Genomic DNA, 15,531 nt, shown 5'->3' with positions numbered 1-15,531 from the left:
CAGCAAAATATCTGCCAAATTATTTAGAAAAAAAAGAAACGCCGGGGCGTTTCCTTAAGTGATTTAACTGTAACAACACTATTTGACGTAGAACCAAAAAAAGTTGTGATATTAATATCACAACCCTTCCCTAAACTTCTTATGCAAATTTATACAACTTTATGCAACCCTATGCAACCTTATGCAACCTTCTCAGGTTATCTTTTTTATGACACAAGAGGTTTCTGATTAGACATCAGCCTAAACGTTGTTTAGAGTCAGCCACCCGTTGCATAGCTTGTCCAATATAGTTGATACATAACATCATAACTAAAATTAACAATGAAGCAGGCATCCATAACCATTGCTTGTTCTCAATGATATCAGCATTATTAGCATAACCAATTAAGGTACCTAAACTTGGTACATTAGGTGGTAACCCAAAACCGAGGTAACTCAATCCAGTTTCAATTCCGATATTACCTGCAAAACTAAGTGTCAAGTTAACGATGATCAACGAACTAATATTTGGCAAAACTTCACGGAACATAATCATGATATTACCAGACCCCAACGTTTTTGAGGCATTGACATAATCTAAGGAGACTTCAGATAACACACGACTACGAATCAATCTTGCTTTACCCGTCCAATAAAAGGCACTCATAATAGCAGTGAACGTCCAAACATTATTGTATGGTAAGATAACAATCAGCACGATAATAATCATAGTTGTCGGTAGAATCATAATGAAGTCGACAACTCTCATCATGATCACATCAGTCATGCCACCAAAGTAGCCACTGATCAACCCATAGATAATCCCAATTAATGAGGTGAAAACGGTGATTAAAAAGCCTATCATGATTGAATTGCGGGCTCCGATGATCAATAGTCCAAAAACGTCACGACCACCTTCATCGGTACCTAAAATAAAACCATCCTGTCCCCAAGGGGTGTAACGACTGAGAATATCAATTTTAGTAACAGAGTCTTTATCTAAAAATAGTGATCCTACGAAAGCCAAAAGTAGAATCAGAACTAGGACCACTACTGAAACCAAAGCGACTTTATCTTTCAAAAATTCACGAACGACAACTTGAAAGCCAGTGGTCGCTAATTTTTGATTATCTTCAGGTTCAGGAGATTCAGGCCCGATTTGTTGTTCAACTAGTATTTCTTGATTACGGTTTTCCATCCTATTCCCTCCCCCTATTGTATTCTGATTCTTGGGTCAACGATACTCATAATGATATCTGATAACAAAGTTCCAAATAGTGTTGTCAGACCAAATAGTAAGAGTAACGCTGTGATAACGGAATAATCTCGCTGACCAATCGAACTAATGAACAAATTCCCCATCCCTGGGTAAGCGAAAATTTGCTCGATAAATACTGAACCAGCAATCAATCCTGTGATATCATAACCCAAGAAAGCAGCAATCGGTAATAGAGAATTTCTGAAAATATGTCTTGTGTAGACTTTGTTTTCAGGGACACCTTTTGAACGAGCAGTCCGCACATAGTCTTGACTTTTAGCATCAATCACACCAGTTCTCAAGTACTGGATTGTACCAGTCGTTGATAGTATTGCCATCGTAAAGGCTGGCAATAGTAAATGATAGAATTTGCTCCATATATACTCCATCGTTCCTGGGACTAATCCTGATTGAACTGAACCCCGTGTTGGGAACCAGTTCAAGTGATACCCAAACCACCATAATAATAAGAGTGCGAATACAAAAATTGGGATAGAGTAAGTGATGAAGGTATACACCACGATAACTTTATCAATCCAAGTGTTTTGGAAACGACCAGCTAGTAATCCTAATGGTAAAGCGATCAAATAAGTCAAGATCAAAGTGACTAAGGATAGCCAAATCGTATTTCCGATACGTTCACCGATCAAACGAACCACAGGAATCTTATAAGTATAACTGCTACCAAAATCACCTTTGACGGCATTACCGACCCATCTCACATACTGAACAGGTAACGGATCATTCAATCCTGCACGTTCCCTCAATGCTTCAATAGCTTCAACAGGTGTATCATTAGTGATCATCCCTGTAAAAGGGTCTCCTGGCATCGCTTGAGCTAAGGCAAATACTAGCACACTTAAGATAATGATTTGCGGAATCATCATCAAAATACGTCTAAAAATTGTTTTCCACATGGCTACAAGTCACCTCCAGCATGAGTCGCTACAAAATGTGTATCAGTTAATGGAAGCAGATCAAAAACGCGACCTTTTTCATCATAATACTTATGATACTCTTCTTGATAAAGTCTTTCGGTTTCTTTTCTTCTCTCTTTATGAAGCTCGCGATTGACTGGATCAATCACTGGGATAGCTGATAAAAGCCGCTTCGTATAGATATGTTGTGGGTTCTTATAAATATCTTCACGCGTGCCTGTCTCAACAAAACGACCATGGTACATGATTGATAAATAGTCACACATGTGTTTCACAACACCCAAATCATGTGAGATGAACAAGAAACTGAGATCATACTCTTGTTGAATGCGTTTCATGTAATTCAAAACTTGTGCCTGTACTGACAAGTCAAGTGCAGAGACTGGTTCGTCTGCAATAATCAATTTCGGATTTGAAGCAATCGCCCTTGCAACTCCAATACGTTGCCTTTGACCGCCAGAAAACTCATGAGGATACTTCAATAATGCTTCCTCAGATAATCCGATTGTTTCTAGTAATTTAATAACTTCTTTCTTTTCCTCTGCAGGAGATAGGCGTTCAAAATTACGGATCGGTTCAGCAATGATGTCGATGATCCGTTTTTTTGGATTAAAGCTCGATAATGAATCTTGAAATATCATTTGAATATTTCGATTGTAATCTTTATAGTGTGAAGGCGCACGTTTTGTCACATCTTCACCGTTATATAAAATTTTACCAGAAGTGGCCTTTTCAAGACCGACAATGGCCTTACCAATGGTAGATTTCCCAGAACCAGATTCGCCAACTAAGCCATAAGTTTTACCGGACTCAATCGTCATATTGACACCATCAACCGCATAGACTTGATCAGTAATACGATTCCAGAAGCCACTTCTTATAGGATAATGGACCTTTAAATCTTCTATTTCAATAATTGCCACTACGCATCCCCCTCTTCAAAATGGAAATGTTTATAGCAAGTACATCTCACAAAATGGTTTGGACTGACTTCATGCAATTCAGGATTTTCTTCATGTGCATCTGCAGGTATCCAAGGTATACGGTGTGCGAAACGACACCCTTTACGTGGTAACTTAGCAAGAGTTGGCACTGTTCCTTGAATCACGTGTAGCTCTTCAGTCGCTGCTTCTCCAGAAATGTCATCGTCTCCTTGAGGAATCGACTTCAATAAAGAACGTGTATAAGGATGTAATGGGTTTGTAAACAACTCTTCAGCTGAGGCAATCTCCACAAATTGACCGGCATACATCACAGCTACACGATCAGCAGTTTCTGCTACTACCCCTAAATCATGTGTAATCAAAATAATACCAGATTCAGTTTCTTTTTGAATATCATTTAATAAATCTAATATTTGAGCTTGGATCGTCACATCAAGAGCAGTCGTCGGTTCGTCTGCGATGATAATTGGGGGTTTACAAGCCAATGCTATCGCAATACAAATCCGTTGTCGCATCCCACCAGAAAGCTCATGGGGATATTGTTTTGCAACACGTTCTGGATTCGACAATCCTACTTGATCCAAAAGCTCTAAGACACGGGCATGACGCTCTTTTTCTTTCATCTTAGTATGGTAAACCAATACTTCTTCGATTTGCTTACCGATCGTCATCAGCGGATTTAATGACGCCAATGGATCCTGAAAAATCATGCCAATATCATAACCCCTGATGCGGTTATAAAGAACTTCACTCAAATTAATCAAGTTTGTATCTTTATAGATGACCTCTCCAGATGTTTTAGTGTTATTTTTATTATGTAGTCCCATTATTGTCGTAGCCAAAGTTGATTTTCCGCAACCAGACTCTCCTACAATAGCAAGTATCTCGTTCTTGTCCAAAGTGAACGACACACCATCAACGGCATCATAATAGTTATCACGGATCCGAAAACCTGTATGCAGATCGTTGACTTCCAATAGTGGCTTGCCATTACTCATATATCTTCCTCCATTCCTACTCTCTCGGTAAAGTAGTACGCTTTCCATTATATAAAAATATGCAATGCATTTCAATCATGAGTTAATCATCTTTTCATCGATATTTTGCCATTCTAACATAACTATCATCTATTTGTCAGTAACAGTTCCGTGATAATCCTTGCTATAGACGATTTCAGCATCCCCAAAATAAAAAGAGGCTGTGACTCTTATTAGCCACAACCGTCATAATTTAAAAAGGTGCTCATCGTAAAAAAACTTATAACTGTAAGGGAGTAGCGCTTAAGCCGATCGACGTTGTTCGTCAATATAATGGGCTGCGTCTCCTACTGTTAGTATTTTTTCAGCATCTTCATCATCGATTTGAAGACCAAATTGATCTTCCAACGCCATCACCAATTCAACAATATCTAGAGAATCTGCACCTAAATCGTGTTGAAAAGTTGTTTCAGGTTTGATATCTTCTTGCTCTAAATAAAACCGCTCAGCAACTAGTTGACTCAGTTGATTGTATATTTCTTCGTATGACATTGATATGCCTCCTTAAATGAAAAGTAACTCTTAATGATGATCGCTCATTTTAGATAATCTCTCATTTTAATAGTAACTTATTGCGTAATTTCATACACAACTATTTTACTTAACTCCTAAATGTTTGTCCATCTTTTTTAACGCTGTCAACAATAGTAGACTCTTTTAAAACATCAGATAGATGAATTTGCAACCGTCAAGGCTTCCTCCACACTAGAAACAATATGTGAGTCTATGATTGAGATTGCCTGTTCAAGCGTAGCAATAACGGTCTCTGATTGAGCAGAACCATGTGTTTTGATGACCGGAGCCTTTAGCCCAAGTAGCAAGGCACCACCGCCCTTTTGATAATCTAAACTACTATCTAGTTGTTTCAAAGCTGGCTTTAATAATAGCCCGCCTAACTTGCCTCTTATTCCGCTCGTTAAAACAGCTTGTTTAAGTTCTTTAAACAAGGTAAGAGCTGTTCCTTCGGTGGTCTTCAAGATGGCATTTCCAGTAAAGCCATCCGTTACAGCAACATCACAAACACCGTTCAATAAATACCTAGCTTCCACATTACCTATAAAGTTCAATTCTTTTTCTTCTTTTAGCAATGCAAAGGCTTCTTTGCTTAATTCATTTCCCTTAGAAGCTTCAGCCCCGTTATTGATTAAACCGATTCTTGGGTTAGCAATCTTCAGGTATTGTTTGGCATAACAGTGACCTAAGATGGCAAACTGTAATAAGTTTTTAGGTTTACAGTCAGCATTGGCACCAGCATCCGCAAGTATAAAGTGTTGATGGTCTTTCGAGAAAGCTGGGATAATCGGCATCAAAGCTGGGCGATCAATTCCCTTAAGCCTTCCAACAATCAACAAGCCACTAGCTAATAATGCTCCTGAATTCCCTGCTGAAATAAAAGCATCCGATTCCCCATCCTTGACCGATTGGGCCGCTAAAACCATTGAGGCGTTTTTCTGACGGCGAACTGCCTTCACTGGTTCAGCATCACTGGCTATTTTATCCATCGTGTGGACGATTTCAATATTGGAATTGGGAGTTAAAAAAGCTTCGATTTGGGTTTGATCCCCAAACAATGTAAAAGTGACTGTGGGGTGAGTCCTTGCAGATTCGTTAACAGCTTCTACTATTGCTTTTGGGGCATAGTCGCCACCCATAGCGTCTATTGCTAATTTCATAGGTCAAGCTCCTTTTCTATCTGGTTTGTCATAATCAAGTCATGCGCACGGTCAGCAGCGGCAATCATCATATCAGCATCATTGATCAAGTCTCCAACTTTAAATTCGGGTAGGCCAGATTGGCGTTCGCCGAAAATCTCACCTGGTCCTCTCATCTCTAAATCCCGTTGACTAAGATAGAAGCCGTCTTGACTATGGCACATGATCTGCATCCGTTCCTTCCCAGTTTCAGTTTTAGGATTCGCAGATAAGATGCAATAGGATTTGTGCTTTCCTCTGCCAACCCTTCCTCTAAGTTGATGAAGCTGAGATAGACCGAACTGATCTGCATTATATATTAACATAATAGTGGCATTTGGAACATCAACACCAACTTCAATCACTGTCGTAGAGACTAACACATCAATCTCATGATTCTTAAACTGTGCCATAATTTCTTGACGCGTTGAGACATCTAAACGCCCATGTAACAACCCTAGTCTAATATGACTCGGAAAAAGCGTCTTCAAGCCGTTAAAAATCGCCGTAGCATTTTCTCGGTCAGAGTTTTGTGACTCTTCGATTAACGGAGAGATGACATAAGCTTGGCGACCATTTTCGATTTCCCTCAAAATAAAGGGATAAACACGATCAAGTTGCTTAGCTCTCACCCACCTAGTCGTGATTTTCTGACGGCCTGCTGGCATTTCTTTCAATTGGCTAACATCCAAATCTCCATAAAGAGTGATAGCTAATGTTCGGGGAATAGGAGTTGCTGTCATCACTAATGTATTGACTGCTTCTCCCTTGTCAATCAATTGTTGTCGCTGCTTAACGCCAAAGCGGTGTTGCTCATCGATGATTGCTAACTGCAACCTATCGAACACGACCTCATCCTGGAAAACGGCATGAGTTCCTATTAGGCCACTAATTTCACCTGTTTTTAGTCCCAACAAGATCTGCCGTCTGTCTTTTGGTTTTGTTGAACCTGTCAATAGGGCAATGTTGTAAGGTGTTCCTTCAAAAAAACGAAGAGCCGATTGATAATGTTGCTCTGCCAACAATTCGGTTGGAGCCATCAATACTGCCTGTCCAGAACTTGTAAAAACAGCTCCCATAACTACAAATGCAACGACCGTTTTCCCGCTTCCAACATCTCCTTGTAATAAGCGATTCATAGGATATGGTGCTAGTAGATCTCGACAAATACTATTGATGATTTGCTTTTGCCCATCTGTTAGTTCAAACGGAATATGAGAGATGATATCTTTTAAACGACTGAGATCATAAGCTACTACCGCAGCTTCATTGTGTGCCTTTTCGCGTTCATATTTCAAGTGCAATAGTTTTAGTTGATAGGTCAGAAACTCATAAAAAACGAGTTGTTCTCTTGCCTTTTTTGCCACTTTATCATCCGTTTTGAAATGCATTTCAAAATAAGCCTTTTTAAACGACATAAAATCATACGGTCGTAAATAATAGCTTGGAATTGGATCTTTAATACAGTCTTTATAGCGTTTGAAGCACTCTATCACTAAATTTTTGATTGTCTGTGATTTGATAGCATTAGACGCAGGATAAACGGCTTCAAAATCCTGACCGTCTGTATCTGACGCCCCACCGACCACTCTAATACCTAATAAGGTTTGTTTGGCAGCTTCCCATCTACCATAAATAGCTAGTTCATCTTGTTGATTGATTTTATCCTTCAAGTAGGGTTGATTAAAAAAAACAACTTGGATAGGCTCATCATTGACGAGCATGCGATAGGCTAAGCGGTTTTTTCGCCTACCAAAATAGCTGACAGTAACATCACTGATGCGCGACCCTTTTAACAAGACCTTATCACCGTCATTTACGGTGGCCAATGAACGTTCCCTAATATCGTTGTAACGAAACGGAAAATAGAGGATAAGGTCTTTTATGGTTGCGATGCCTAGATCATTTAGAGCCTGTTCTCTTTTAGGACCTACACCAGTCAAGTCGCTAACTGAATCATTCAATGAGCCTGTCATTTTTTCACGCCTCCCATTATAAGATAGAAAAGGTCTATGCCTATTAATAGGCATAGACCACCAGCTTTGATCTGATTATTCGACAGAGAACAGATATTGATACACAGGTTGATTCCCCGTATGAACCTCAACTTCGAGATTATCATCTTCTGCTAGTAATTTCTCTGCGACTTCATTTGCGATTTCCGTAGAACCTTGCTCTCCAACGATAATCGTCACGATTTCACTTTCTTCATCTAACATCGCTAATAAGGCAGTTGTTAATGCCTCTTTTTCTTCTGGTACGCTAGCAATAATCGCGCCATCCACGATACTCATAAAGTCATTTTTATGGATTTCAACTGAATCAATCACAGTATCTCTAATGGCAGTTGTGATCTGACCGCTTTTGACATAAGAAATTGTTTCTGTCATAGAGGCAACATTTTCTGCAAGTGTCGCTTGTGGATTAAAGCCAAGCATAGCCGCTAATCCTAATGGAATACTCTTTGTTAAAACGACTTTGACATAATCTCCTAGGACTTCCGCTGCCTGATTAGCAGCCATAAAGATATTCTTGTTATTAGGTAAAATAATGACATTTTTGGCATTTGTTTTTTCGATTTCTTTACAAATATCTTCTGTAGATGGATTCATTGTTTGACCACCACTGATCAAATTAGTGACACCAACAGATTTGAATAATTCTCCAACACCTTCACCACTAGCAATTGCAATGATGGCATATTCTTTTTGAGGTTCTATACTCTTTTCAAGAATTTCTTTAGTAGAATCTTTCTTAATAAAGTCATTATTTTGCAATCTCATATTATCAACTTTAACTTTGACAAGTGAGCCAAAACGTTGTCCATAATTCATGACGTTTCCTGGACGCTCGGTATGAACATGCACTTTGATGATTTCATCATCTGCAACGACTAATAAAGAGTCCCCTAGTTCATTTAAATAATTTCTAAAAATATCATAGTCGAAGGTGTCACAAACCGTCTCACCTTCTCCAATTTGAACCATTATCTCAGTACAATAACCGTACTTAATGTCTCCAGTAGACGCATGAGCTACATCAACAAATTCATGATGTGCCACGGAGGTTAAGTCAACTTTAGTAGAGGCTACCGCTCTAGTAGGACGTTGACCAGTCAATGCTTCGTAAAATCCTTCATAAATAAAGGTCAACCCCTGACCACCTGAATCAACAACACCGACTTCTTTAAGGACTGATAGTAATTCAGGTGTGTGATCTAGAGAAATCTGGGCACCTTTCACTAAGGATTTAACAACAGCAACACAGTCCCCTGTTTCGTTTGCTGCCTTTTCGGCTTCTGCTGCAGACTCACGAGCTACAGTTAAAATAGTACCCTCAACCGGTTTCATCACTGCTTGATAAGCCGTCTCCACACCCTTTTGGAAAGCAGCCGCAAGGCCAATGGCATCAACTGTATCTTTTCCTGCCAAAGATTGTGAAAAACCACGGAATAGTTGAGATAAGATAACCCCAGAATTGCCTCGTGCTCCCATCAGCAATCCCTTTGCAAGATCATTTGCCATATCCCCAACGGTCGTCGCCCCATTAGAAATGACCCGATCACTCCCTGAAGTAAAAGACAGATTCATATTTGTCCCTGTATCACCATCGGGAACGGGGAACACATTAAGAGAATTGACCAACTCTGCATTATCAGTTAGTCTCTCATTCCCCAATTGGATCATATTTTCTAAATCTTCAACTGTTAACTTGTTTTTTACCATGATTGCCTCCCTGCACCACCATTATTGTTCAAGTAACCGGACACCTTGCACGTGAATGTTCACTTGCTCAGCTGCGATCCCCAACAATGTTTCCAAATTATATTTAACTTGTTGCTGAACATTACGACAAATCTCTGAAATTTTCGTACCATACGCAACAATAATATAAACATCAACGACTACGTTATCGCCATCCTGACTGATTACGACACCGCGAGAATAATTTTCTTTTTTTAAGATTTCAATCAAATTATCTCTAATTTGCTTTTTACTGGCCATTCCGATGACACCGTAATTATCTGTTGCAGCTACACCAACTACAGTTGCAATCACATCATTGTCAAGATCGATAATGCCATTATTTGTTTCAATTTTAACAGCCATGAATGTGCCTCCTTATGTTTGCATCTCTATACTAGTTTAGTATAACATATCACGTGCTCTGTCAAACTCCAAGATATTATATCATTATCCCCTCAAAAGTACAAAATGAATCGTTTGCTTGCGCTAACGGGAAAAATATGGTAAATTGACTTGGTATGTGAGTATCTGTTTTAAACCTCAAGCAAAAAGGAGGATAACAATGGCTAAAGAATGTTTCGTTACTGGTCGCAAATCAAGATCAGGTAATAACCGTTCTCACGCATTGAATGCGACTAGAAGAACTTTTAAACCAAACTTGCAAAAAGTCCGCATCTTAGTTGATGGTAAACCTAAAAGAGTATGGGTTTCCGCTCGGGCATTAAAATCGGGTAAAGTAACCCGCGTTTGATTCTTTGCTATACTTTTTGACAAAAAAGCCTCGCTTTCGCGAGGTTTTTTTGTGTTCTTTTTAAGCAGTGAAGTAACAACTAATCATCAATCGTTTGAAGCATCAAGATAGTCCCTTCTTCAAATGAAAGAGTCATCTGTAAAGATTTCTCTGCCCCTTTTTCCTTATTAACTGGATGACTTGGCAGAAACTCATTACTGATCAATGCCATTGGATACGAAAGATCAACATTATCTAACGGATATTTACTTCCATCAAGAGTCAATCCCTTGATAGGGGTTAAACTGATAAAGGAAAGATACTTCCAATTCTTATATTGCGTCACTAGATGGGTTCCTGGTGTAAAAAAGCAACCGATAGCTCTTTGACTTCTATAGTGTAGTCGAGTCAAAATACTGGCAAAACGAGGTTGATAACCAAGCCAGATATTAGACAACGTATGATCAAGTCTTCCCTTGAAGGCCCCATAGAGCATAATATCATCAGAACGATTCATATCTGCAATCATTTTTAAAGCATACTCGGTATCCGTATCGTCCTTTTCAGGCTTAAGTCGGACTACTTTTCTGGCAACTGATGCAATAGTATTAAACTCCTCTTCTGATACCGAATCAAAATCACCGACTGCCAGATCAACTGAAAAGTTTTGATCCAATAACCGCATTGCTCCTCGGTCAACACCAACGACCAAGTCATTTGGACTGAAATCAATCATTGTAAGAGCAGGGTCAGGACCACCTAAGACAACATGAATCATTTTTCAGCCTTCTCTCTTAAGAGGGTGATTTCACGAGAACGATCAGCGGCATTGAAGATAGCAGAGCCGGCAACAAAGACATCTGCATTACTAACAGACTGAATTGTCTGAACATTGATACCACCATCAACCTCTATGAGGTAATCGTACCCATTTGCTTCACGTTCTTTTTTCAACCAGTCCACCTTATTAGAGACTTCACTAATAAAGCTTTGGCCTCCAAATCCCGGATTAACAGTCATGACTAACACCATATCAACACGATGTAAGATAGGATTTAATAGTTCAACTGCTGTCCCTGGATTAATGACCACACCAGTCTTAGAGCCATACTCTTTGATCAGTGACAGATCACGATCTATATGGCTAGTAGCTTCTAAATGAATAGAGATATAATCTGCTCCCGCTTGCGCAAATAAGGGAATCTGCTTGCTCGGTTCTTCGACCATAAGGTGACAATCTATCGGCACTGTCGTAATTGGTCTAATCGCCTCTAAAACAGGTAAGCCAAAACTAATATTAGGAACAAAACGGCCATCCATGACATCAAAATGAAGCCAATCTGCCCCACTCTGTTCAATCATTGTGATTTCTTCCTTCAACACTTTAAAATCCGCACTCAACAAAGACGGGGCAATTAAAACCATTTCTCTTATTTCCTTTCGTAACTTGGCTTTTGATTCTCTATTTCTATTTTCATCTTAAGGTAATGCTCGTATCTACCCGTGTAAAACTGCCTCGTTTTGACAAACTCTTTTACAGCACATTTGGGCTCATGAGAGTGGCTACAGGGTTTGAACTTACACATCGGACTGATTGTATGCCACTCCACAAAACAATCTGCTAATTCTTCAACTGAAATATCAGGCAACTGAAAATCACTAAATCCTGGTGTATCTGCAATAAATGCTTTCCCATAACGATATAGGTTAACTGTCCTAGTAGTATGCTTCCCTCTATTCAAGCTATCGGATATAGGTTGTGTCTCCAGTTTTAAGTGGGGTAACCAGCGATTAACTAAAGTTGATTTTCCAACGCCACTTTGCCCCATAATCACCACAATTTGATTGCTTAACCCTCCAATATAGTGAAACAACTTTGGATCATCCACAAAAAAAGTCTCATAGCCTAACGTTTGATAATCTGTCATCAAACTCTTTATTGTGGCAAGTTGGTCTTGTTTAGCTGCTAGTAAATCGTGTTTACTGATCACAATGATTGGCTTAATATCAAGAGACTCCAAGTAAACCAAATAGCGGTCTAATAGGAAAGTATTCAAGACTGGTAAAACTGCTGACATCACTAAGAGAGCAGCATCCACATTAACAATTGGAGGCCTGACCAACTCATTCTTACGGGGTAATAAGTCAGTAATCGTCCCATCTCCACTATCTGATGGTTCAAACAGAACAAGATCACCTACGAAAGGTTTCTTTTTTTGATTTCTGAATAATCCCCTTGGCTTCGTTCTAATAACATCGCCTTGGTCAGTCATAACATCATAAAACCCACTAATTGCACTGATAATTTTCCCCTTTGCCATAGCTCACCCCTCTCTTGATATCTTCTAATTCCATTTGATAGATTCTTTGAAATTGTCATTAATTGTTTTTGAACTATCTTAGTTTCTAACGTTATTGTTTTCTTCGACTGTCACACCATCTCTAACAACTTTGTAACGACCGCTCTTGCCTTTATCAAGGGTAAAAATTAGTGTAACTTCTGTATTTTCAGTTATTTCTAATTTCTGAGCAACGGTATCATATGAGTTATTATTATCTTCCATATAAATCTCGACATGATTAGCCTGTGTACTACTATTACCCGACTCATTATTTTGATTATCAGAATTATCTGAATCCCCACTGTCTCCATTAGAATCTGTTGTAGATGGTACGTAAGAAACCTTGACAACACGGTTAAATGTTTCTGTCTCTGGCTCGTTTGCACCTAGAGAAATCACAACCGCTAATTCGCTTCCCTTAGCAACTTGTGCACCTGTTTTCGGATTTTGCGAAATCAAAATACCCGCTGGAATCTCATCATTGTTCTCTTCTGTCACAGTCAAAGTTAGTTCATTGGTTTTAGCATAATTTTCAACTGCAGTTTGGCTAAAACCAGACAAGTCAGCTATCGTAATCAATTCTTGTCCCGTGCTAACCGTTAATGCGACAGTCGTTTTGGAAGGATTAACTTTTTCACCCTCGTCAACGCTCTGTGCGATAACTTTTCCAGGAGAGTACTCATCGCTAGCCTCTTCATACCGTTCGACATTAAAACCTAACGCCCGTAAAGCATCTCTAGCCGTCTCGTAATCTTCACCTGTATAATCAGCCATCTCGACTGTTTCGCTACCAGTACTGACTACTAAGTTAACAGTTGATCCTGGTTTGACGTCGACTGTTGCTTTAGGGTCTGTGCTAATGATATGGTCCTCATCCACATCTTCGGATGATTGTTCCGTCACATCTCCGACTTGTAACCCAATAGCTTCAAGTTGACTTTTAGCTTCTGCTTGCGTCAAATTCACCACATCTGGAACGGCTACTTCTTGCTCACGATTATTATAAAAAACTATCCAGATGATAAAAGCAGCAAATATAGCCATCAATACTGCAAAGAAAGTCCAACTGATAATTTTTCGCTTTCGACTTTTTTTAGGTCCAGATTGTTTAGCTGTTGCTTTTTCCTCTAATGGTTCAACTTCTGATTCAGTCGCTTGCAAGTCATGCATGGACTCTTCCAAGTCTTGCTGTCTTTTTGTTTCGGCAAGCAACTCTGGAACAGGTTTTAGCACTCTCGTATCGCCGTTCACCAATTGATTGTTCGGTACGAATCGTTTCTCATACCGTCTATCAGGGTCAAGAGAAGTAGAAATATCTTTTGCCATTTCATCGCAACTACTATAACGATTCAGTGGATCCTTTGCTGTTGCTTTTAAAATAACATTTTCGAGTGCTTGTGGGATTTTAGGATAAATCTCACGAATGCTTGGTAAGTCTTCTTGAAAATGCTTCAAAGCTATCGAAACAGGACTATCTCCATCAAAAGGAACTTTTGCTGTTAAAAGTTCATATAAGACGATGCCTAAAGCGTAGATGTCAGACTTAACCGTTGCCATCCCACCACGCGCCTGTTCAGGAGACAAATAATGGACTGAGCCTAATAACGTATTGGTTTGGGTGATTGTCGTATCTGACAGAGCAACCGCTATCCCAAAATCAGTGAGTTGCACATGGTCTTCCTTATCGATCAAGATATTTTGTGGTTTGATATCTCTATGGATAATGCGGTGTTGATGGGCAAGACTCATTGCTGACAGTAATTGCTCCATAATATAAACTGCCCGTTTGGGATTTAGGGGACCATGCTCTTTGATGTATTGCTTAAGGTCCTGCCCATCATTATATTCCATCACAATATACTGTTGATTATCTTCCTCATCTACATCATAAACTGCTACAATATTCGGATGACTCAGTTGTGTTGCAGATAGTGCTTCGCGCTTGAATCGGCGAATAGAATCACGATTATCCTGGAAATCATACCTTAAAACTTTAACGGCAACATTCCGGTTTAAAATCAGATCTCGAGCTAAATATACATTAGCCATTCCACCGCTACCGATATAATCGATTATTTTATAGCGTCCACCTAACTTATGTCCAATCGTGATCATAAACTTTTCACCTGCCCATTTTGAAGATCACTGGCTAATAACACCGTGATATTATCAAAGCCACCTGCATTGTTTGCTAAATCGATCAACGCAGATGATGCTTCATCTAGTGTTTTTTCATCATTCAAGATATCATTGATCTTATCTAATGGCACGATATCTGAGAGGCCATCGCTACAAAGTAGCACTATATCTTCTGCCTTCACTTTTAAAGAAATATCAGCAACTTGTACATTATATTCTAGCCCTAAAGAACGGGTGATCACATTTTTTTGTGGATGATGCTCCGCTTCTTGTGGCGTCAATTCACCCTGTTTGACCAACTCATTTACTAACGAGTGATCCTCAGTAATTTGATTAGTAGCACCATTCCGATACAAATAAGCTCTACTATCTCCAACATTGAGTACGACTAATGTATCGCCTAATAGAGCTGTAGCTACTAACGTTGTTGCCATTCCTTTGAGCGAAAAATTTTCTTGCCCGTGTTTATAAATAGCAGCGTTATTTTTTTCGATATTTTCTTTTAACCATTCGGTCATTTCCGTTGGCTCTAAAAAAGCGGTTTCTTCCCACGAACGCCCAATCAAGTCAATGGCCATTTGACTAGCAACTTCTCCCGCTTGATGTCCTCCGACACCATCGCAGACGATAAATAACGGTTGTTGTATTTGATTGATAAAGTAGCCAGCACGGTCCTCGTTCAAAGGACGTTTCTGTCCGATATCTGATTTGATGTAAACTTCCATGA

Annotated in this window: 15 protein-coding genes; 1 reads left to right on the top strand and 14 read right to left on the bottom strand. The window is 39.4% G+C overall.

All coding sequences use genetic code 11. The features are described 5' to 3' along the window. Positions 1 to 235: 235 nt before the first annotated feature. The 9 genes from H541_RS0103880 to H541_RS0103840 form a co-directional block, all read right to left on the bottom strand. Entirely contained in the window at positions 236 to 1,177 is a 942-nt protein-coding gene (locus tag H541_RS0103880) for an ABC transporter permease (protein WP_022796034.1), read from the bottom strand. Positions 1,178 to 1,191: 14 nt separating this feature from the next. Continuing rightward, positions 1,192 to 2,154 (bottom strand): oligopeptide ABC transporter permease, encoded by a 963-nt coding sequence (gene opp4B, locus H541_RS0103875; RefSeq protein WP_022796033.1) that lies wholly within the window; start codon positions 2,152 to 2,154, stop codon positions 1,192 to 1,194. 2 nt (positions 2,155 to 2,156) lie between these two features. Continuing rightward, positions 2,157 to 3,098 carry an ATP-binding cassette domain-containing protein gene (locus H541_RS0103870; RefSeq protein WP_022796032.1) on the bottom strand — a complete coding sequence of 314 codons (942 nt, stop codon included), beginning with the start codon at positions 3,096 to 3,098 and terminating at the stop codon, positions 2,157 to 2,159. Next, positions 3,098 to 4,117 (bottom strand): ABC transporter ATP-binding protein, encoded by a 1,020-nt coding sequence (locus tag H541_RS0103865; protein WP_022796031.1) that lies wholly within the window; start codon positions 4,115 to 4,117, stop codon positions 3,098 to 3,100. Before H541_RS0103865 ends, H541_RS0103870 begins: the two co-directional genes overlap by 1 nt. 282 nt (positions 4,118 to 4,399) lie before the next feature. Continuing rightward, on the bottom strand, positions 4,400 to 4,648 hold the full coding sequence (gene acpP, locus H541_RS0103860; protein ID WP_022796030.1) for an acyl carrier protein: 249 nt from the start codon (positions 4,646 to 4,648) through the stop codon (positions 4,400 to 4,402). A 173-nt stretch (positions 4,649 to 4,821) separates the two neighbouring features. Then, positions 4,822 to 5,829: a phosphate acyltransferase PlsX gene (gene plsX / locus H541_RS0103855; RefSeq protein ID WP_022796029.1), complete on the bottom strand. Its 1,008-nt coding sequence runs from the start codon at positions 5,827 to 5,829 to the stop codon at positions 4,822 to 4,824. Then, a complete protein-coding gene (gene recG, locus H541_RS11490; protein ID WP_022796028.1) occupies positions 5,826 to 7,823 on the bottom strand; it encodes an ATP-dependent DNA helicase RecG in 1,998 nt (665 codons plus the stop codon). Before recG ends, plsX begins: the two co-directional genes overlap by 4 nt. A 75-nt stretch (positions 7,824 to 7,898) precedes the next feature. Continuing rightward, the gene (locus H541_RS0103845) at positions 7,899 to 9,572 is read right to left on the bottom strand and encodes a DAK2 domain-containing protein (protein WP_022796027.1); all 1,674 of its coding nucleotides are present in this window, start codon (positions 9,570 to 9,572) and stop codon (positions 7,899 to 7,901) included. 21 nt (positions 9,573 to 9,593) lie between these two features. Beyond that, a complete protein-coding gene (locus tag H541_RS0103840; RefSeq protein WP_022796026.1) occupies positions 9,594 to 9,956 on the bottom strand; it encodes an Asp23/Gls24 family envelope stress response protein in 363 nt (120 codons plus the stop codon). Positions 9,957 to 10,155: 199 nt separating this feature from the next. On the opposite strand from H541_RS0103840, the gene rpmB reads away from it, so the two are divergent. Then, positions 10,156 to 10,344, top strand: coding sequence for a 50S ribosomal protein L28 (gene rpmB, locus H541_RS0103835; RefSeq protein ID WP_022796025.1), 189 nt, complete (start codon positions 10,156 to 10,158; stop codon positions 10,342 to 10,344). 79 nt (positions 10,345 to 10,423) lie between these two features. Here rpmB and H541_RS11485 read toward each other — a convergent pair whose 3' ends face one another. The 5 genes from H541_RS11485 to H541_RS0103810 all read right to left on the bottom strand — a co-directional run bounded on the left by H541_RS11485 (position 10,424) and on the right by H541_RS0103810 (position 15,529). Beyond that, positions 10,424 to 11,101: a thiamine diphosphokinase gene (locus tag H541_RS11485; RefSeq protein ID WP_022796024.1), complete on the bottom strand. Its 678-nt coding sequence runs from the start codon at positions 11,099 to 11,101 to the stop codon at positions 10,424 to 10,426. Further along, on the bottom strand, positions 11,098 to 11,748 hold the full coding sequence (gene rpe, locus H541_RS0103825) for a ribulose-phosphate 3-epimerase (protein ID WP_022796023.1): 651 nt from the start codon (positions 11,746 to 11,748) through the stop codon (positions 11,098 to 11,100). Before rpe ends, H541_RS11485 begins: the two co-directional genes overlap by 4 nt. 5 nt (positions 11,749 to 11,753) lie before the next feature. Continuing rightward, entirely contained in the window at positions 11,754 to 12,644 is an 891-nt protein-coding gene (gene rsgA / locus H541_RS0103820) for a ribosome small subunit-dependent GTPase A (protein ID WP_022796022.1), read from the bottom strand. Positions 12,645 to 12,722: 78 nt separating this feature from the next. Next, entirely contained in the window at positions 12,723 to 14,780 is a 2,058-nt protein-coding gene (gene pknB, locus H541_RS0103815) for a Stk1 family PASTA domain-containing Ser/Thr kinase (protein ID WP_022796021.1), read from the bottom strand. Then, on the bottom strand, positions 14,777 to 15,529 hold the full coding sequence (locus H541_RS0103810) for a Stp1/IreP family PP2C-type Ser/Thr phosphatase (protein ID WP_022796020.1): 753 nt from the start codon (positions 15,527 to 15,529) through the stop codon (positions 14,777 to 14,779). The genes pknB and H541_RS0103810 overlap by 4 nt, the downstream gene beginning before the upstream one ends. Positions 15,530 to 15,531 lie beyond the last annotated feature (2 nt).

Origin of the sequence: Bavariicoccus seileri WCC 4188 (assembly GCF_000421665.1) — a bacterium.
In the GTDB taxonomy this organism is placed as follows: Bacteria; Bacillota; Bacilli; order Lactobacillales; family Aerococcaceae; genus Bavariicoccus; species Bavariicoccus seileri.
Note: the sequence above shows the minus strand (reverse complement) of the source record. Positions and strands in the feature narration are given on the sequence as shown.